Source organism: Gordonibacter sp. Marseille-P4307, from assembly GCF_900604965.1.
Classification (GTDB): Bacteria; Actinomycetota; Coriobacteriia; order Coriobacteriales; family Eggerthellaceae; genus Berryella.
This window is the reverse complement of sequence record NZ_UWPD01000001.1, coordinates 1,425,111-1,443,367: the sequence shown is the minus strand read 5'-3', so window position 1 is coordinate 1,443,367 and position 18,257 is coordinate 1,425,111. Positions and strand designations below refer to the sequence as shown.

General features: G+C 54.0%; 21 protein-coding genes. 9 read left to right on the top strand and 12 right to left on the bottom strand.

All coding sequences use genetic code 11. The features are described from left to right. The first annotated feature begins 25 nt into the window (after positions 1-25). Positions 26-625 carry a class I SAM-dependent methyltransferase gene (locus EIH26_RS06595; RefSeq protein WP_124061421.1) on the top strand — a complete coding sequence of 200 codons (600 nt, stop codon included), beginning with the start codon at positions 26-28 and terminating at the stop codon, positions 623-625. Between the two features lie 263 nt (positions 626-888). After that, the gene (locus tag EIH26_RS06590) at positions 889-1,161 is read left to right on the top strand and encodes a hypothetical protein (protein WP_241152794.1); all 273 of its coding nucleotides are present in this window, start codon (positions 889-891) and stop codon (positions 1,159-1,161) included. A gap of 99 nt (positions 1,162-1,260) precedes the next feature. Here the strand turns inward: EIH26_RS06590 and EIH26_RS06585 are convergent, their stop codons facing one another. From EIH26_RS06585 to EIH26_RS06565, 5 genes are all read right to left on the bottom strand, one after another. Beyond that, entirely contained in the window at positions 1,261-1,443 is a 183-nt protein-coding gene (locus tag EIH26_RS06585; RefSeq protein WP_124061419.1) for a hypothetical protein, read from the bottom strand. Positions 1,444-1,771: 328 nt separating this feature from the next. Continuing rightward, entirely contained in the window at positions 1,772-1,894 is a 123-nt protein-coding gene (locus tag EIH26_RS08610; protein ID WP_255409495.1) for a type II toxin-antitoxin system RelE/ParE family toxin, read from the bottom strand. Between the two features lie 47 nt (positions 1,895-1,941). Next, entirely contained in the window at positions 1,942-3,048 is a 1,107-nt protein-coding gene (locus tag EIH26_RS06575) for a nuclease-related domain-containing protein (protein WP_164471006.1), read from the bottom strand. Between the two features lie 275 nt (positions 3,049-3,323). Continuing rightward, positions 3,324-3,395: a YccF domain-containing protein gene (locus EIH26_RS06570; protein ID WP_241152827.1), complete on the bottom strand. Its 72-nt coding sequence runs from the start codon at positions 3,393-3,395 to the stop codon at positions 3,324-3,326. Positions 3,396-3,410: 15 nt separating this feature from the next. Then, a complete protein-coding gene (locus EIH26_RS06565) occupies positions 3,411-4,619 on the bottom strand; it encodes a hypothetical protein (RefSeq protein WP_124061416.1) in 1,209 nt (402 codons plus the stop codon). A 325-nt stretch (positions 4,620-4,944) separates the two neighbouring features. Between EIH26_RS06565 and EIH26_RS06560 the strand changes: the two genes are divergently transcribed. Further along, the gene (locus EIH26_RS06560; protein ID WP_124061415.1) at positions 4,945-9,057 is read left to right on the top strand and encodes a Cna B-type domain-containing protein; all 4,113 of its coding nucleotides are present in this window, start codon (positions 4,945-4,947) and stop codon (positions 9,055-9,057) included. 84 nt (positions 9,058-9,141) lie between these two features. On the opposite strand, the gene EIH26_RS08380 is transcribed toward EIH26_RS06560, so the two are convergent. After that, positions 9,142-9,312 carry a hypothetical protein gene (locus EIH26_RS08380; RefSeq protein WP_164471005.1) on the bottom strand — a complete coding sequence of 57 codons (171 nt, stop codon included), beginning with the start codon at positions 9,310-9,312 and terminating at the stop codon, positions 9,142-9,144. A gap of 80 nt (positions 9,313-9,392) precedes the next feature. Between EIH26_RS08380 and EIH26_RS06555 the strand changes: the two genes are divergently transcribed. After that, positions 9,393-9,782 (top strand): hypothetical protein, encoded by a 390-nt coding sequence (locus EIH26_RS06555; protein WP_124061414.1) that lies wholly within the window; start codon positions 9,393-9,395, stop codon positions 9,780-9,782. Positions 9,783-9,848: 66 nt separating this feature from the next. Here EIH26_RS06555 and EIH26_RS08705 read toward each other — a convergent pair whose 3' ends face one another. Next, complete coding sequence (locus tag EIH26_RS08705; RefSeq protein WP_370453768.1) at positions 9,849-10,061, bottom strand: ImmA/IrrE family metallo-endopeptidase; 213 nt, start codon at positions 10,059-10,061, stop codon at positions 9,849-9,851. A gap of 160 nt (positions 10,062-10,221) precedes the next feature. Between EIH26_RS08705 and EIH26_RS08700 the strand changes: the two genes are divergently transcribed. Then, complete coding sequence (locus EIH26_RS08700) at positions 10,222-10,581, top strand: IS3 family transposase (RefSeq protein ID WP_124061413.1); 360 nt, start codon at positions 10,222-10,224, stop codon at positions 10,579-10,581. Positions 10,582-10,876: 295 nt separating this feature from the next. After that, positions 10,877-13,630, top strand: a complete 2,754-nt coding sequence (locus EIH26_RS06540) for an SHIRT domain-containing protein (RefSeq protein ID WP_124061412.1) — start codon at positions 10,877-10,879, stop codon at positions 13,628-13,630. 777 nt (positions 13,631-14,407) lie between these two features. Here EIH26_RS06540 and EIH26_RS06535 read toward each other — a convergent pair. From EIH26_RS06535 to EIH26_RS06515, 5 genes are all read right to left on the bottom strand, one after another. Further along, the gene (locus EIH26_RS06535) at positions 14,408-14,659 is read right to left on the bottom strand and encodes a hypothetical protein (protein WP_124061411.1); all 252 of its coding nucleotides are present in this window, start codon (positions 14,657-14,659) and stop codon (positions 14,408-14,410) included. A gap of 81 nt (positions 14,660-14,740) precedes the next feature. Then, entirely contained in the window at positions 14,741-14,875 is a 135-nt protein-coding gene (locus EIH26_RS08695) for an iron chelate uptake ABC transporter family permease subunit (protein ID WP_370453767.1), read from the bottom strand. A 573-nt stretch (positions 14,876-15,448) separates the two neighbouring features. Beyond that, entirely contained in the window at positions 15,449-15,754 is a 306-nt protein-coding gene (locus EIH26_RS06525; RefSeq protein ID WP_124061410.1) for a hypothetical protein, read from the bottom strand. Between the two features lies 1 nt (position 15,755). Further along, positions 15,756-16,160: a hypothetical protein gene (locus tag EIH26_RS06520; RefSeq protein WP_124061409.1), complete on the bottom strand. Its 405-nt coding sequence runs from the start codon at positions 16,158-16,160 to the stop codon at positions 15,756-15,758. A 129-nt stretch (positions 16,161-16,289) separates the two neighbouring features. Further along, on the bottom strand, positions 16,290-16,499 hold the full coding sequence (locus EIH26_RS06515) for a transposase (protein ID WP_124061408.1): 210 nt from the start codon (positions 16,497-16,499) through the stop codon (positions 16,290-16,292). Between the two features lie 252 nt (positions 16,500-16,751). On the opposite strand from EIH26_RS06515, the gene EIH26_RS08690 reads away from it, so the two are divergent. From EIH26_RS08690 to EIH26_RS08450, 3 genes are read left to right on the top strand one after another with little or no spacing between them, the layout of a single operon-like run. Beyond that, positions 16,752-17,003, top strand: coding sequence for a YlcI/YnfO family protein (locus EIH26_RS08690; protein WP_124061407.1), 252 nt, complete (start codon positions 16,752-16,754; stop codon positions 17,001-17,003). A gap of 20 nt (positions 17,004-17,023) precedes the next feature. Then, positions 17,024-17,977: an HTH domain-containing protein gene (locus EIH26_RS06505; RefSeq protein ID WP_164471003.1), complete on the top strand. Its 954-nt coding sequence runs from the start codon at positions 17,024-17,026 to the stop codon at positions 17,975-17,977. 46 nt (positions 17,978-18,023) lie between these two features. After that, positions 18,024-18,182 (top strand): hypothetical protein, encoded by a 159-nt coding sequence (locus tag EIH26_RS08450; RefSeq protein WP_206424693.1) that lies wholly within the window; start codon positions 18,024-18,026, stop codon positions 18,180-18,182. The last annotated feature ends 75 nt before the right edge of the window (positions 18,183-18,257 follow it).

Sequence of the window (18,257 nt, the reverse complement as noted above, 5' to 3'; positions counted from 1 at the left end):
ATCGGGTCGATTGGAAGGAACCTGCATGAATAAAAGCACCTGGGATCGTTTCGCCCCATTCTACGCGCGCTCGATGAGGGCCGATCGGGAGGCGAACCTGGATATCGCTCAGCGTATCGCGCAGCGCGTAACGGGGAAGGACGTGCTTGAATTGGCCTGCGGACCCGGACAGCTGGCCAAGGCGATCGCTCCCTGCGCTCACTCGGTCGTCGCAACCGATTATTCCGATGGCATGGTGCGCGTTGCGAACCAAGGAGATATTCCCGAAAACCTTTCGTTTGCGGTGGCTGATGCGACCGACCTTCCGTACGAAGACGGTTCCTTCGATGCGGTGATCATCGCGAACGCGCTCCATATCATGCCTGAGCCGGACGAGGCGCTTTCGGAGATCAGGCGCGTGGTGAGAAAAGGGGGCCTGCTGATCGCCCCTAATTTCGTAAGCCGCGAAAGCGCTTCGGGTAGAAGCGCGTGGATCAGGGTGCTCGGTTTGCTGGGCGTGAGGCCGACGCATCACTGGACGGCTGAAGAGTACCGGCGGTTCCTCGAGGAGCGCGGTTGGACGGTCGAGGAATCCCGCGTGTACTCGGCGCGCGTTGCGATCTGCTACACCGTATGCAGGCCGTAGCGCGCATCCGTTTGGATGAATCCAAAATAACCGAGTAAATAGGAGTCGTTTTACTCTTTCTTCTTTCACCCCTCCTTCGGAGAATTCCATTAGTTCGTAGGAAGGCAGTCTTTGCGGGGATGGCCTGCGGGGCGTTTTGTCGGTTGCTTTAAAGCCCTATGAGAAGAAGGTGGTCGGAATGAAGAAGTTCAAGCTGATGGCATCCGCTCTGTGCGCGGTTGCGCTTTGGCCAGGGCTTGCCTCCTGCGCAGGCTCGGGCGGCGGTGCCGAAATCGAAGAAACTGCTGCGCTTCGATTTGGATGATGGAAGCGGCAAGCCCCGACAGATCCTGTCCGGCATCCATGCCTACTACGAGCCCGAGGACCTGGTCGGCAAGACCGTCCTGGCCATTCTCAACCTGCCTCCCCGAAAGATGATGGGGCTGGAGTCTCACGGCATGATTCTTTCCGCCGTCAAGGAGCTCGACGATGGGGGAGAGCGCTTGAACCTGGTTATGGTAGACGACTGCATCCCTGCAGGAGATGAGATCTGCTAGATAACCCCTGAGCGGGGCGTCTGGGTTCCAACACATTCACGCCGCAATAACGGCTAGAAAATTCGGGGCGAAGCAGATCCATCCTGGATCGGAAGGAGGTCACATGTGCTTTGACTCCATGTCGGCCCGGATAAGGCCCTTCACGTACCCCGACATGTTGGGCTGGGCCTTCAGGTGGTCGTACAGCTCCGCCTCAGTCGGGAAGAAGCTGATGCCGACCTGCTTTACCTTCTCGCGCCGGTACTTGTTGTTCGCTCTTTTCTGCGCATCGCTCAATGTCATGGCTCTCTCCTGTCGCTGGACGGTACGCGTTCGAGGCGGTAGACTTCGCGGAAGGGGAGTCCGCCCGTCAGAACGGACTTCCATCTCTCAACGAGCTAGCGTTTCCGGATAACCAGGTACGTCACTACCGTCCGAAACGTTAGCTCGATTCTTATCTTCCACTTCGTTCCCGCCTTTCCTCTCCTAACAATATACTACCAACACTATATACTATCTAGTTTTAACTTCGCCTTCGACGATAACGTGAAGCACCTCGGCGATCCCGTACCTTTCCTTCTCCTTGCCCCGTGTACGTGCTTGATTTACCTTAAGGTAAGGTAGTGGATTATTAACCGCAAACGCTTCTTCTGTGCCCAATGGCAAAGACTTCGATAACCAGTCGTTCGTCGAATATGGTGCAGAGCATTCGATAGTCGCCAACGCGATACCGCCATTCACCTAAACCACGCATTTGCATACGCAGCGACGCGCAGCCCATTAGGCTTTCATCCAATGCCGTCAATGGCGGCATTGTTGGGATTCAATCCATCTGACATGCATGGCGCGCAACTTTTGACGCAGATCGCCATACCGATTGACAAGGTTATCTCCAAGAGTTTTCAGCTCATCGTCGGATAGCGTCTCGTGCTCGGAGGAGCAAGCCTCCAGCATTGCATCAAGCAGCTGGGCCCCTCCGCCTGCAAGCCCGCCAATATAAACGTTGTCCACGAAACTCGACCCTTCCGAGGTGAAGCTTCGAGTTCCCACGAGAAGGAGCAGCTCGTACACTCGATCGAAATCGTATGTTGGGCATGCTTTGGAGAATTCCACCGCATGTCTGGAGTTTTGTGAAAGTTCATCGACCGAACGGTTCAGCGATTCATTTCCATCAGCATCCCGTCCGCCAATCAACAGCTCTTCATAGGGCTCTGCTGCATAGATGTCGGCATATCGTCTTTTCACTTCCACCACAAATACGCACGACTTCGTAGCGATAGCCAGATCTATCTGTGTCCATGGGCTATTGGAATGGTTGGAATCATGGCCCGTGTTGGGAACGTAAAGGTTCGGCAGTAACTGTGCTCCGAAAAGAGGGGACGCAGGATCGACAACCTGCTTGCGGAAGAATTCGAACGCCTCGAACTCGCCCAGAATGCCCCTGCTGTCGCTACTGCGTTTAATCTGTTTGAGGTAGAAACGCACACCGTCCCCATCAAGGCTGTACCTCGGTTGGATTCTGTACGGCTCGGTATGGCGATCGTCCTCGCTGCATAATGAAATGTGCGTTCGAAGAAACCACTCGCCGCAGTAATAGCGTCCATAGGCGAGCGCCGAAGTAACCTTTGCCGCCTCTGATACGTGCAGTCTTTTCGTGGCGATCTCATGTTCAGCCTGTCTGAGCCTTTTCCTTGCGATTAACCGAAAAGCGAACTGCCAGAAATGTCGATACCGAGAGATCTTTTCCTCGAAATCCTTGACCCTGCCTTCGCAGTCCCTCAGAGCTTCTTCGGCGGCATGCAGGTTGACGAGGGCGTCTTGTGCGGCGGAATCGTATACATCCTCAGTGAGCGCACCGCCGCAGCTCGGGCATTTTCTATCCAGGTAGGTGCCGGCAATGTCGCGCACGGGCACCCTCTCTCTGCAACAGGGGCACAGAGCAGTTTGCGAAAGGCACTCATCGTCACAGCGCTCCGGAATGATGACATCGGGCACGTTTCGTCTTCTGCGTCGTCCTTGAGGCTGCTTTTTTATTTTGGATCCCATGTTGCCCCTTGCGTGGAGAACTGTTGGCAGACCGGATTGCCGATACCCGCTGCGAGACCATGCGACAATGAAGGTCGGCGGGTAACGCCGGAGCCTTCATCATGTTCTATGATTTTATGCCGCAAACGCGGTTCTTGCTATGCGACTGTAGCACCAAAGGGGAGGAACGCAAGCTTGGCCATCTTGAAGCTTTGGAGGCCGAACGGGATGCCTATTTGGAATCTCTACCAAACCGGTCCTCTATTCATCAAGAACGTGTTGATCCACTGCACATCGGCGATGTCGCACAGCAAAACATTACCCGCTTGCTGCAGCTGGAGAGCTTCCTCTGCCCGATGAAGCTGCATGCTCGAAAGCTTGACGGACTCCCGCGCACTCGATTCGATGTTCATGATGCTACTGCGAATACAATCGAGCTTCATTTCCATGGACATGACGGCTTGGCGAGTTGCAGCGACTTCGTTAGTCAACCGGTCGATCTTGTTTCCCATGGCGTTGAGTGCCTGCATGGTCTCCCTGTGGCGCAACTCTTCTTCATAACGGTCGATACAACCGTCCAGGTCGATAGAGGATCGATCGCAGGCTATTCTAATGAACGCCCCTACTGCTTCGAGGCTGCAATAATTGCGCGGATACCAGGGGTCTACGCTGCTCAGATACGTTTCGTATATCCTGTGCATCTCGCCGACCTGCTCGCTCACTATTCGGCGGGTCTCTTGGTTGTTCCGTTCGGCTTTTTCGTTGTGATCCCTATAATCCTTTCTGCGTTTCTCGGTATCGGCGTATCTTTTCCGATACTCAGCCAAGTTTTTTTCGTTGTGCTCCTTCGCCTTTTTAGTTTTAAGGGCAACGTATCTATCGCATTGCTCTTGCAGCAAGTCGTCGTCGATCGAAAGGACGAATCGGGGTTCGGCGGCACCGCTTTGGTCCGTAGATGGTGTGGCGATCGTCCAAGAGTACCGTCCCTCAAGGGGAAGGTTGAAGCGGTTCAATCCAAAAATTCCGGATCTCCGATTGAACGATCTGTTCAACGCATCCAATTGAGCCTTGAATCGCTCGGCTTCTCGTTCGTGGAATATCATTTTGAAGTAGCCGGAGTGGTTCGCTTTGTCTATTGCATCGGAGCACTTTTGCTCGAGCTCCTTATAGACGAGGCCCGCAATGCCATACTCGAGCTCCGATCGAGCCATGCTTTCAATCGTGCATTCTGTTTGGGAGAAGAGTGCGAACGCATGTTCAACATCGGACAGGAAATCCGAATCGAGCGATGCTTCCGCAGCGCTCACGGGATCGGGACGCGTTGGAAGCTCCGGCAGTTTTTCCCAAATAGGGACGTACTTGCGCTCTTTAATCTTCCGGATGCACTGCGAGTAGCCCATCATCAGGGACTCAGCATATTCCAGATTCGCGATGAGACCGTCGGAGCGGCGCATATCCATCCTTCCCAAGAGGGTAATCTCAGACCATTATACCTATCTGATGTGGGAATCGCTTCGACCATCATTCGACACGGCACCCATCAGTCCAAGATCGCCTTCAGGTTGCATGGAAGCTTGAGTCCGTTGTCGCAAAACGCCTCCTGCGTCATGTGTCGAGGCTGCCGATGGCGTAAAGCGGGACGTTGCACATCCAACCCTGGTCTCGGAAGCCCGAGAAGCTGAAGCGCCAGGGACTCATCCCCCATTTAAGAGCCGAGAGATACGATTTTTGTTACAATATTTTTCAGTGTGCCTATCATTTGCCTGCAAAGGAGCTGTCATGGAACTCAAACGTCGCATCTCAATACTTGCCATGGTGGTGATGATGGCAATGCTCGTGAGCGCAGCGACCATCGTGCTACCAAACTACGCACGCGCTGCCGACTCCGAAGATAGAACGGCACTTATCAGCCCCACGCTGAAGGGTGTGGTCTCGCAAAACGGTCAGCCGGTTACTGACACCGTGGACCCCAAACAGCCCTTTGATGTAAACGTCACTTTCAGCTTTCCCATTATCAAAGATACTATGATTGGGACGCCTGCGGCAGGAGGCATCACCGATGCATCCCAGCAGGTCAACGATGGCGATTACGCAGAATTCAGCTTGGGCGAGAACTTTAAAGCGACCGATGCGTCCGGCAACTCCGTTCCTGTCTATCTGCAGGCGCCAGGCAGCCCCGATGATGGCAAGCAGGTTGGCACCATCACACTCAGGCAGGATGGAAACGGCCCTGTCACAGCTCGCATGACCTTCCATGACCCCAACAGGCAGTTTGAGTTCGAAAGCGATGGCAGAAGGGACCTCACGGTCCACTTTACCGGCCATTACCAAGCTTCCGAACAATCCTCGCAAACGCCCGGCGGCAACAACCGGTTCGTCAAAGTGCTCGATAAGACCTACCATTTCCCCGCTGTAGAAGAGAAGATTCAGTACACCCTCACTAAAATGGGCGCCTTGGACGATGCATCCACCAAAGAGTCCATCACCTGGACAAGCACTGTGAAAAAGACGTCCAGCGCCGGAGCCGCCAACCTTGGCGGAGAGACGTTTACCGACGACCTCTCGGCTGTTGGTGAATACGTTGCGGGAAGCTTTACCGTGAATGGCCAGGCCATTGATGATGCCTTGGTCTATGACGCAGCGACCAAGACCGTGACATATGTCTTCCCCAATGACTTCCAAGGTTCAACCGCCAAGATCAGCTTTCAAACCAAGGTGCCCGACCCTGCAACCACTGCCTCGGTGACCAACGAGGCCATGCTCAAGATTCCAAATGCCGAAGAAAAGCGGCACAAGACCACGGTTGTCGTACACCACCCGCTCGAACTCAAGAAAAACCTTCAGAAGATTGACGTCAACAAGAACACCGGTGAGCGCGAGGTCATCTGGACCATCGTTGCCGGTACCCCATATGAGAGCTACGGGCCGGCTTGGGTCGGGGACATCCTCAGTGGGTCGCTTGACAGCCAGGCTGCGCCCAAGCGCGTGGACGTCACCTATGAGCACAGCATGACCGGGGAAGACGGCAGCTGGACGCAGGTCACCGATGTACAGGCGCCCGCTGAAACCACGTCATTTCCCACCTTCCCGCAGGGGAAAGACAAGACGTGTCCGGACTTATCTGCCTACAACGCAGAACTGTACGAGCTCGGCGCCGGGTGGCATGAGCCCACCAAGCCAATGCAAGCAAACGATGAGTACAAGCCCATCGAGAACCGTTGGTTTTTCATCAAGAGTCTCAGTGGCCAGTACCGCATCACCGTCAAGCAAATATATGATGCAAACACTGAAATCGGACCGCTCAAGAATGATGCCGAGATACACACCTGCGCCGATGTGGTGTATCCCAAGAACCCGCCCGTTTACAGCGGTCTGGCAACCATCGAAAAGCACGCCATGAAAAGCTATAAATCCACGGTGCTAAACCAAGGGTTGCTGCCGTGGTCGGTGACGGTGGACTTCACCAACGTCTTTCCGTCTGACGAGCGCTTTGTCTATGAATGCTTCTATTATGGAAGCGAAGACGCCTTCAATGCAGAGAAGAACGCCCTCCAGGTGCAGGGCTCATTTGATCAGGACCTGCTGCAAAAGCTGATTGCAGGCGAGCGAAACGAGACCTTCTTCAACTTCAATCAGGCGTATGTGCCAGGCTCGCTGAGCTACAAGGACGAGGACACCACAGAAGGCCAGCCGGGCGCACAGCTTGCCGAATCGGTGCTTCCCATCGTGAATGCCAGCGGCACCAAGGTGGGTGAAATCGTCAAAATCAGCGGATTCTCTCACATCAAGAAGTACACCTTTACCCTCAACACGCGGGCACAAAACATCATCGAGCATCTGCAAAAGACGCTGAATGGGTCCTTTGAACTCAGGTATAAGAACACCGCCGTACTCGCCGTGGGCAGCGGCGCGACCCTCAAGATTCTCTCCGCTGTCGATAGATACGAACTGCCGGGCAATCTCCTCGACAAGTTCGCCATGGAATATGACGCCAACCTTGACAAGATGGACGATGTCAGCAAGAACGGCTGGAAGAGCTCGTGGCGGGATTTCATCACCGGGATACCTGAGGTGGACCCCACCAAGACCTTCAACCACAAGGATCGCACCATCCTCTTTCGCATCGACGTGAACCCACAGGGGCTCAACCTGAGCGATTACCTCACCCAGCTTGGGGGAACCAAGCCTGCGGGCGACTTCACCAAGCTCACGATTCAAGACTCCCTGCAAGACGGCCTCACACTGCTGCCTGTCGTGGATGGCGGGCCTGACTACTACCTCTATCAGGCCGATCCGGGCACGCCTGGCTTCATCGACTACGGCGGTGTCGTTATCCCGGGCAGCGCGCCGTTTGCCTCGTTCATGCCTCCAGGAAAAGCTGTCAAGAAGCTGACGCCTGACCAGGCCAAACTTACGTTCGACAAAGCGAACATGACCTGGACGTTCAATCAGTACGACGGAACGCCCTACTTCATTGTCATGCGCGCCAAAGTGTCGGAAGACGTCTTTGAGAAGCTCATGAAGAGCACGCCTCAGGGCGAGGAGGTTACCTTCAAAAACAACGTAACCCTTACCGCAGGCGACCAAAAGCTCGCCTCGGCAACAGGCTCTGCCTCGGTCACCTCCACCATGCTTTCTAAGCAAACGCCAAAGGTGGTGGGAGACCGCCTTGCGTGGAGCTTCGATTACAAGCCGTTCGACATCGCACTTCACGATGTGGTGCTTAAGGACACGCTGGACAAGAACATCGGCATTCCCATTGACGAAAAGGGAAACGCCGTCTTGGAGAATTTCACCATTCAGCGATCCAACCAGCTGGCCGCAAGTGGCGAGTATGAAAACTATGCCCCGGTTACCGTGGTGACCGGTACCCCGCAAGACGGCGAGGTTGGGCTTCGCTATGACGTGCGCGAGCACGCCATCACCTTCACGCTGCCCGAGACGCCCGAGGGTACGCTGCCCTATGCCTACCGATTCGAGTATGCGACCATCCTCAAACCGGTCGATTTGACCGCCGATGTAATTAACAACCACGTCGAGCTCAGTGCCCAGCAGGAGAAGCCCGGCGCCAGCGGTCATGCGGAACTGAAGACACAGGAATACACCGCTTTCGCCACCATTCAGGATTATCCCTACGCCGTCATCAAGAAGGTCGATGAGCAGGGCAACCCGCTCGCAGGGGCCGTCTTCCAGTACACCGACGACGCCAACCAAACCGTCACCTCGTTGAGCAATGCCGACGGCGTGCTCTATGTAATCAAACTTGCCAAGGGCACCACCACCGTAACTGAAACGACGGCTCCCGATGGGTACCTCAAGCTCAAGGACCCGCTGCAGCTTGAGGTGACCGGCAGCGACGTCAAGGTGACGAGGGCGCCCGACGACGCCGAGGGCACGGGGAGCTTCGAAAGTCCGCTGCTGGTGAAGAACAAGAAGGTCGAGACGACCACCATCGCCGTCACCAAGCAGTGGCAAAACGACATTCCTGCAGAGCGCCCCTCCTCTATCACCGTCACCCTAATCCGCAATGGTCAACCCACGGATAAGACGTTGGTTTTGGATGCCGGGCACGGATGGACGGGAAGCTTCGAGCAGCTCCCGGTGCTCGATGAGAACGGAAACCCCGTGGTCTATACGGTGGACGAAATCGCCGTCGAAGGGTACGAATCCACTATCACCGGCAACCAGGAGGCGGGCTTTACCATCACCAATACCAAGCCGGGTAAGCCTTCTGAGCCCGGCACGCCCGAGCAGCCCAAGAAGCCTGGGAGGTCGCTCATCCCCAAGGCGGGCGATACCACCAGCACCTATGGTCTGGCAGGATTGGCGCTCACCGCCGCGCTGGGTGCGCTCTTCCTGGGGCGTCGCCTCAGCTCAAACCGCATCAGATAGGCTCAAGGCACCCAAGCGCCACACGGCTCGAGCGCCACAGAGAAGCAGGACCGGGAGGGCCCCAAGGGCCCTCCCTTTTTTCTCTCACCCGCCGGCCGGCATGTCCGCCGCCTGTGCGCCCTGACGAGCGCATATCACCCATGCATGCCAAGCGAATCCCAGCTCGAGGTCGTTTCCAAGGCTTTTCCCTAAAAGCGGCGTGCGCGCGTAGCAGCTGTTGGAGCAGCCAATCGCGCGCATGGCCTGGACAGGCATAATGCCGCCCTAGGAACACAGCCATTATGCCAGCCAGACCCTCGATGTATATTCCTTGATCGAACGGTCGGGAGAATCCTATGACTGTGAATGTTGAGGCGCGGAAAACGCCTAGAAAGGGCGGCGTCGACGTCTTCAACGAGTTCATGCTTGATGGCGCCGATTTAGCCGGATACTACCGAATCCCTAAGATCCTCCCTTCCCGCGAGGTCCCAGAGGAGATCGTCCCTTTCTCGGAGGCTGTCAGCAGCAGGGTAAAACCTTATGATGTGGTTCTTCTCACAGATTGCTATCCATTCTGGCCAGCGATAATGCGCTCCGCGATCACTGTGGAGCCTAGTCCTTCATCTCAGAAAGAAGGAGCCGTGGGGGACGGCAATCCCGGTGGCTATCTTGCTCTAAGCACAGACAACGCAACCACCTCCCCCTCACGGAACAAGAGGCAAGAATGCGCGTCTCGTATTCGGTAAGGGTCCTTGAGCCGTAGTCGCGGCATTTCACCGTCCTGTCCTTGATGGAGCGCGCGCAGCTGTAGTTCACCTGGAAGTCGTCGTGGATGGCTTCGACATCGAGCCTCGAGTCTCGCAGCACAAGTGGGGCTGAGGGGCGAGAGGGTAGTTGGCGAAGATGTCCGTCTCGTGCTTGTATATGTCCTCGCCGGTGTCCGGGCGTATAAGGACAAGGTGCGCGAGCTCGTGCGCGACGGTGAAGCGGATGTGTTCCCGGTCCTGGCGGTCGTTGTAGAAAATGGCGGTCCCGGCGGGGTTGAAGCCGGGCGGGTAGATGGTGATGGCGTCGGGCCAGTAAAGCTCAACCTCGACACGCAGCCATTAAGGTGGCTCAGAGTAGCGAATGGTGCGGATGCCCATGCGGCGTACGAGCTCCCAGACAGAAAAGGGATAGACGTCGATGCCCCCAATCCTCGATGAGGTCAGCCACGGTGGAGCGGATCTCCTCGTAGCGGGCCGACGTCAAATGCCATCGCATGCAGTCCCTTCTCTAGCGGGCGAAATCAAGCAACGCGTTGATAAGCTCGCGCTTCTTGTCGGCGGGAATCTCTTTCGCGCTGAAGGTTTCTTTGGCGGGCTCAAGGGAGAGTTTCTCTTCTGGGAAAACTGGGGTGGTATTGGTCTTGATAAGTTCGTCTGTATGCTTGATGAGTACCTGAGACGGTATCGTGATGTTCGTCTTAAGAGCGATTTGGGTTATCTGAGTCCACGCCAGCATCGACGAAGCCTTGGTTTGCTACCAAAAGCATCCAAGGTTTAAAGGCAATGTTGGATAATCCAGAAAAACCGCCGCAGTCCCAAATGGCAATAAGAGCCAAAATGGCAAAGGATCAAGTGTCCTCTTTTGATAAAAAATAAAAATGAGTCCACGATTGAGATGTAGCGAGCGTATAGTTATCCTTCATTAGAGTTGTATGACGTATTCATTTGTAATGAAAGGCGTAAATAATACTCAAAGGTGAAAACAAATCTACAATACTTTGTAAAAAATTATTTGGAGCTAATCAAACTGAGAGGAAACGTCAGAGAAAGGAAAATCCAACGCTATACCGTAGTTGGGTAAAGTAATTATGAAAACAAAAAAGCATAAAAATGTTATCAGAGGTTTTTCGCTTGTATTAATGTCCCTGATGATTTCGTTTATGTCATGGACACCAATTGCGTATGCCGAAAACTCGCAAGACAAATCTCAGTCTGAAAATCAAATTGTCACTCCTGTAAAGGAAGAACCATCAAGTATCAAATCCAACGAGGAACAGGGTGATGGGCTAGAGATCGGGCCGGAGATTATTGATCAACCCGTGCGTCAATCAACTTTACCGGCACCGACCATTGGCAAAGTCTTTTACGATGCCACAACTATTTCTGGCGCTAATGTACAACGAAAAAGAGTTGGCAAAGATACTGTAAGATCGACTGTATATGTGACCCTAAAAGATAAGAACGGTAACGTAAAAGCCACTGCTTCCGTTACCCCTAAAAGTGGAACTAGTTGGACGGTAAATCTACCTGGCGGCGTTACTGTTGCGGCAGGCGATACCGTCACTGCCTATCAAACTTTGGATGGCGCTACCTCTGATGTGGTGACCGCAAATGCTCAGCCATCAAAAGCCTCCGAGAATAAAGACAAATTGAAGATGCCCGCCGACGAAATCTGGATTGAACAAACGAGCTCCAACCAGATAAATAACGATGAGCAAGCAGAAGCTATTGAAATGCTGAAGAACGCCAATCCGAGCATTGCGAGCGACTTTAAGAGTGTTAAATTCTCTATCGATGGCACGGATCATGCCTACTATGAAGTGACCTATACCGATGGATCAACCTCCGGGAAAATTGAAGCTCCGGACCTAAAAATCAAAACGGTAACGGAAACATCTGCTGCTCCGACAATACAAAAAGTCCAGGTAACAGATGGACAGATTATCGTTACGTTTGATAAAGAGATTGCCGCAGGTACGAAGTTTTATTTTGTCAACAATTTTACGGATAACGAGGACAATAGTTTCTGTGAAGGTGGAAAATGTATAGTGGACAAATCGACATCGCGAGAGATGTCTCAAGCAGTATCCGTTGACGGAACAAAAGTTACTTTCCCAATCAATGATGATGATTTAAAACTCGGAAAAAAGTTCGGTATCATTGTCAAAGAGCCACATAAATTCCGTTCTTGCGCGAAGTCTGAGCCGGTAGTAACAACCCCCGACAAAGTCGCCGTGAGAGATCCTCACAAATTAACGGATGCGGATAAACAAGCCATTGATAAAGCTATTCGAGATGCCAATACGGTACATGGCGTATCTAAACTCCCCGATGGAACTGGGGATTGGGAAGGTACACTTGCCCTTATCGAATTTGACAAAGAGGGAAATGCAAGGATTATAAATCCATCTAACGTAGAGGGTACCTGGGATTGGAACAATGGTGGAGTGTTCGTCCCCGGCAAAAATCAGGATGGAACCTATCAAGTGATAGATGAATCCCAAGTCACTAAATTCCCTGCCAAAGATCTGGTGAAGAATATTGCACCTAAATCTCCGGCGATTGCGGTAGATACGGATAAGGGTGAAGTAACTATTACCCCGCCAGCTTACAAAGATCCCGGTGATGATACCGATTTGGCGTCCTACACGATTACGTATAAGGACGAATCGGGCGCGGAGAAAACTGTCACCGCAACGCGAACCGTAGACGCTACCACAGGTAAGACCGCGTGGACATCGGATGGTGCGACCGTTGATGCGGATACTGGGGTAGTAACCCTGCAGATTAAAGATTTAGCCGTCGGCGACACTATCACCGCCACCGCTAAAGACAAAGGCGGTCTTGAGGGAGACAGCGATCCTCTCACATCCAATCAAGCAAGTAAGAAATTGGAAACGGCCAAGGTAACCTATGATGCTAATGGCGGTACCGGAGTTACGAACGGCAAGGAACTGAACAAGGGAGTGAAATATAAGCTTTCTGACAATGCTTTCATCGCTCCGGAAAATCAGGAATTTGACACCTGGGAAGTGAATGGCGAAAAATTAGCGCCAGGCACTGAAATTACGGTTGACAAAGATACGCAAGTCAAAGCCATTTGGAAAGATAGCCCGTCGTATAGTGTAACCTACGACTGGGGCGCTGACGCGCCGGCCGGGAAGGACGCGCCGAAGGATACAGGCAGCTACTACAAGGGCGACCACTACGACGTGGACGCCACCTACAAGGCGGGCGACACCGTAGAAGGCGAGAAGGACGGCAAGAAGGGCACGTGGACCTTCAGCGGCTGGACCGACCCGAACAACGGCACCATGGGCGACGGGAACGCGACCATCACGGGCTCCTGGACCTTCGCGGAAGCTCCGAAGTACGGAGTGAGCTACGACTGGGGCGCTGACGCGCCGGCCGGGAAGGACGCGCCGAAGGATACAGGCAGCTACTACAAGGGCGACCACTACGACGTGGACGCCACCTACAAGGCGGGCGACACCGTAGAAGGCGAGAAGGACGGCAAGAAGGGCACGTGGACCTTCAGCGGCTGGACCGACCCGAACAACGGCACCATGGGCGACGGGAACGCGACCATCACGGGCTCCTGGACCTTCGCGGAAGCGGACAACCCGAAAGATCCAAAGAACCCAGGAACAGTAACGCCAGGTTCTGTAAATGAAAATACAGGAAATAAGAGGATAAATTCTCCTGCAATTGTTGTACCAGAAACTGGCGATGCAATGAGTACCTCATTCTATGTATGTGTTATGGCGCTAATAGGATCTGCGCTTTCAGCACTAGCACTGAGGCTTAGGAAAAATAGCGACCAATAGGCTAGACAGTACAACTTAGGGAGTTTGTAATCCCGAAAAAAACGGTATAGTCGTGAAATACGGCTATACCGTTTTTTCGTCTTTCTTTTTCTGTGGGGGCATAAAAATCGCAGGTGAAAGGGAGTAAAAAGGCAAAGAAAAAGCCTCCGTTCCAACGCGGGAACGTAGGCTCAGTTACCGTATTTACTCACCGCCGTCGCTGGTGGCTTTGCCGTGACCCTCGTACGAAACGAAGCTCAGCGGCACTATGCGGCATTCAAAAATGCAGGTCAAAGCCCTATCAGCTTATTTCCACTCAGTAAAACGCATTTTTCACCTGCTGTATAGACTGCTCTAAATTGTATTGCTGCTTGGACATGGCGACACGTTACTGGGACAAAAACCGAAACTCAAACGAAACTCAGCCGGATTGAGTTTCAATTTTTGTCCAAGAGGGAAGGCGCGCTGATGATAACTGGCGTGCGCTTGCTGAGTGCAGGCGGCATGCTTGCGGATTCGGACATGTCGGCCTGCTTCGCTAGTTCGCATCAGCGCTTCAAGGCAGATAATATCGTTCTTGCAGATGTGGACCCTTCTCTGAGGCAACGCCAACACTTAATACAACCAACAGGTAAATTGTTCAGCTAAGGGCTGCCGAAGCCCTCGAAGAAGCCGAGCGAAGAAAGACAGTAAAGAAGATGCTAAGCGACTAGGAACTTGCTGGGTTGCTGGGTGTCCTTTGGCAAGTTTACTGGCAATCTCGCTAAAGGACAATTGGATGCAACCGCTAAGCCGCCATCAGGCGAAGCGTTCGTCCTTTTCGAGCGACCGAGCTATCAGCTCAAGCATGCCGATGGCGTCACCGTAGGATATTTCCTCATAGAGTAACGGCATCGTGAGGCGCTCATAGTCTGCTTTGTATGCGGCAGTGGAAACGATTTCGCGCAGCGCGGCTGGGATGTTCACGCTTGCGTCAGCTGAAGGACAGCGAAAGCCACCGACGCGCTGATCTCTGACGACAGTCATCAGGTTGAGCAAATCGTCATCCATGCCCACCGCACCGCTGAGCTTCTTTAAGTCATAGATGTGGCGTGACTGCCTCGAGGGTATGCCTTCGTAGGCGGCAGACGATCAGCCGACCCCGAAGACGATGATTGCGATGGAGGCGCCCAGGGCAGCACCCTGCGATATGCCGAGCGTGCTTGCCGAAGCGAGGGAGTTCCGTAAGACGGACTGGAAAGCACATCCGGCCAGAGACAGGGACATCTGCCAATGATGGTCGTGAGGATGCGCGGCATGCGGAGGTTCCATACGACGATCACGTTGTACTGGTCGCCCTATCCGAAGATTGCAGCAATGACGTTGCAAGCCCGAGGCCTGCAGGCCCCGTCATTATCGAAGCGCCTGCCAGCGCGAAGACTATGAAGACGAGGACCGCTATCACAAGCAGCTTATGGCGCACGTATCCCTTATATGCGCCCCTGGTGCTTTGCGCATCCGAGTTCATTCGGGCCGTGCGGCCGTCCCTCGTCTCCATCCCTTCGCATCCCTAAGAACTGCTTAGTTGAAGGAGAGCTTCATGAAGTCCATGCCGAGCGACTTCATCTTCTCGTAGTAGTCCGCACCCAGCATCATGGAGAAGATCTCGTCGTATTTCTTCGTGAGATCGACGGCCTTGAAGGCATCTGGGTAGACGGTTGCACCGTCGAAATACGCATAGCAGATGGCGAGCTCGACGTTTGACGAGCAGCCAGCAAGTGCGCAGGCTGCGAGGCAGAGCGCAAGCGCGGCTACGACTATTCTCTTGACTTCATGGTTTTCTCCTTTTGATCGCGAACACTATGCTGCGGCAGCCGTATTGGATTTGCGGTTCTTGACGGCGCAGACGATGCCCCATACAACAAGACCTAGAACGACTACGCACACGCCGAGAAGCACGTCGTCTGACATGGCTGCCGCGTCGGAGAGTTCGATGAAGCCCTCGCCCTCGGCAAGGGTTGCGAAGCCGTCCACGCACCACATGAGGGAAGCGCCCCAATACATGAGGGCGAGCACGCCGATATGGAACCTTTGCGCGAGCACGGGCTTTGCGTATAGGACTATTGTCGCGATGATGGCGGCGATGCCTGTGATAACGAGCGTCATGCTATGCCTCCTTTGCAGATACGAGCGCGCGCTTGATGGCAGGTGCATGGTCTGCGATGAGGATCATGGCGACCCATATGAGCGTGACCATGACAGCCATGCCGACGCCGACGGTGCCCATTTCCGAGAGCATGACGGCGGTGTCAGCCGGATCTGCCATAGCGGTGAGGAACGGCGGGTAGAAGACGACCTCGCCGTGCCAGATGTGCTCAAGGCAGAGCAGGATGGCGCCGCCCCAGAGCATCGTGGTGAGCCAGGAGAGCTTCTTCTTCCAGGTGAACTTGCCGTCTGCTGTAAGGCCGGTCTCGGCAGCCTCCGGCTCGGTGCGCTCCTCGCTTGCGGAGACGCGGTTCTTCACTATGCTGGCAACGATCGCCTCTCCTGTGGGTACGAGAAAACAAGCCATGTCTACTTCCTTCCTCTTAAGGACTTGCACTTCCTATCCTCTATAATAGTTCATTTTCAACTGGGAAGTGTTACGAATTATAATTTAGTGTGAGGCTTCGCCAGTTTGTGTGGGTAGATTTCAAGTGGCCTAAGCCCTTTCAGGCAGCTTTATCGGCAGATTCGAGCAGCGCAGCATGACGAGCTCGATGAGGTTGTCGATGTTGCGGAAGCCGTAGCCCATGCGCACCGTGAGCTTGATCTTGTTGTTGACGGCCTCGACGCGGGGCAGCTTGTACTCAAGGAAGACCTCCGTGGCGCCGAAGTCGAGCGCGCGCCACCTGCGCGCCTGCGGCGGCACGTCGTAGACGGGGCCTTTCTCTCGGCGGTTTTTTTTTCGGCGAAAAGACCTTAGCCGAGATTCCCCGCGTCATCTGGGAATCTACCTAAAACTACCCACACAAACTGGCGAAGCCTCAAAAATTGGGAAGAACCCTCAAGGGTGGGCGGTGGATTCTTAGAAATATAGGGGCGTGAATGCTTATTGCGCATTGGGTGAGATGCACAGCCTTCGGCCAATTCACTGAATAGCGTGCATTGGATACGATATAAAATGTATTCATTTGTGAGACATATCGCGAAAGGCGAAAAGATGAGCTATCGGGAACTCATTGGAAACGGTGCCGACAAAACGGCGATTCAAACCTATCTTTCACAGGGTGATATGCACTCGACGACGATTCGCATCCCCGATAACCTCCGAGACGCTGCAGCCGAAGAGGCAAAGCTGAGCGGCGTCAGCTTTTCCGCATATATCCGTATGTGCTTGGTTGAGAAGCTCTCGAGCGAGAGGAGCGCAAAATGATCGGGTATACATTCAAGGATATGGCTCGTGAGGTTCTCGACGTCAAGAAAAAACCCATGAGCGCCGATCAAATTTGGCAACAAGCCAGCGAGCTTGGTCTTGCCGAGAAGGTTGGATCCAAAGGCAAAACTCCGGCTCGCTCAATCCAGGCGCAGCTTTACATGGACATCAAGGAAAGCTCCGACTCTGAATTCGTTCAACTGAGCAAGCACCCAGTGCTTTTCGGCCTTAAGGCGCTCCAGTACGCTGCGAGCGAGGTTGAAGGTGCAAGCGACGATGTGAAGACCGACGTCGACGACGCCAAGCCTTCGCGCAGCGCCTCGAAATCAAGCTGGAGCGAGCGAGACCTCCATCCTCTGCTCGCCACATACGTGCGCAGCGATCCTCATTTCAGGTGCTATGCAAAGACCATCTACCACGAGGTGTCGAGCAAGAAATCCAAAAATTCCGACAAATGGACTCATCCCGATATGGTCGGGGCGTATTTCCCATTCAACGACTACGAGGAAAGCACGATTCAACTGCAGGACACCTTGCGCGTGAATCCCTACAGAATCTTCTCGTTCGAGCTTAAGAAGTCCTTGAGTACCGGAAAGCTGCGTGAATACTTCTTCCAGGCCGTCTCGAATTCCAGTTGGGCAAACGAGGGCTATCTCGTGGCCTCATCCATTTCCAACGACTCGGACTTCCTGGAGGATCTCCAGCGCCTTTCCAATGCGTTCGGTATCGGCGTCATCCGTCTCGATATCGAGTATGCCGCGCAGAGTGAGATTCTGTTCCAGGCGCAGCAAAGAGAAACGCTCGACTGGTCTACAGTCGACAGGCTTGCAAACATCAATCCGGATTTCCGGGATTTCCTAACAGGTGTTAGCAACACCGCAAAGATTCACGTGGTCAGTGGCTCCTATGACAAGGTTCTTGAAGGCAGCGAATATGACGCATATCTCAAGAAACATGGGATGGTGAGCGAATAATGTCACCTGAGGAAAAGCGCCCTGGGAAGGGCGAACGGGAGAGCTCATGGAGCTGGTGGGTGTTTGCGGCATGAAGGCGGTCACCTACGGATGCCCTGGGGCGCTTGCGCCCTGGGGCAACCGCCAGGAAGACTGCCCAGGCTCGAACCGCAGGCGGGGAGTCTTCCTGGCTTACGGCAAGGAACTTAGGTGCCGAATCCAGTAAGTAGCCCGTGGCGTCAGACGCGCTTTCGCGCATCTCACTGCCAGGCTCCTTGCCTTCGGCCCTGTTGTGCATACG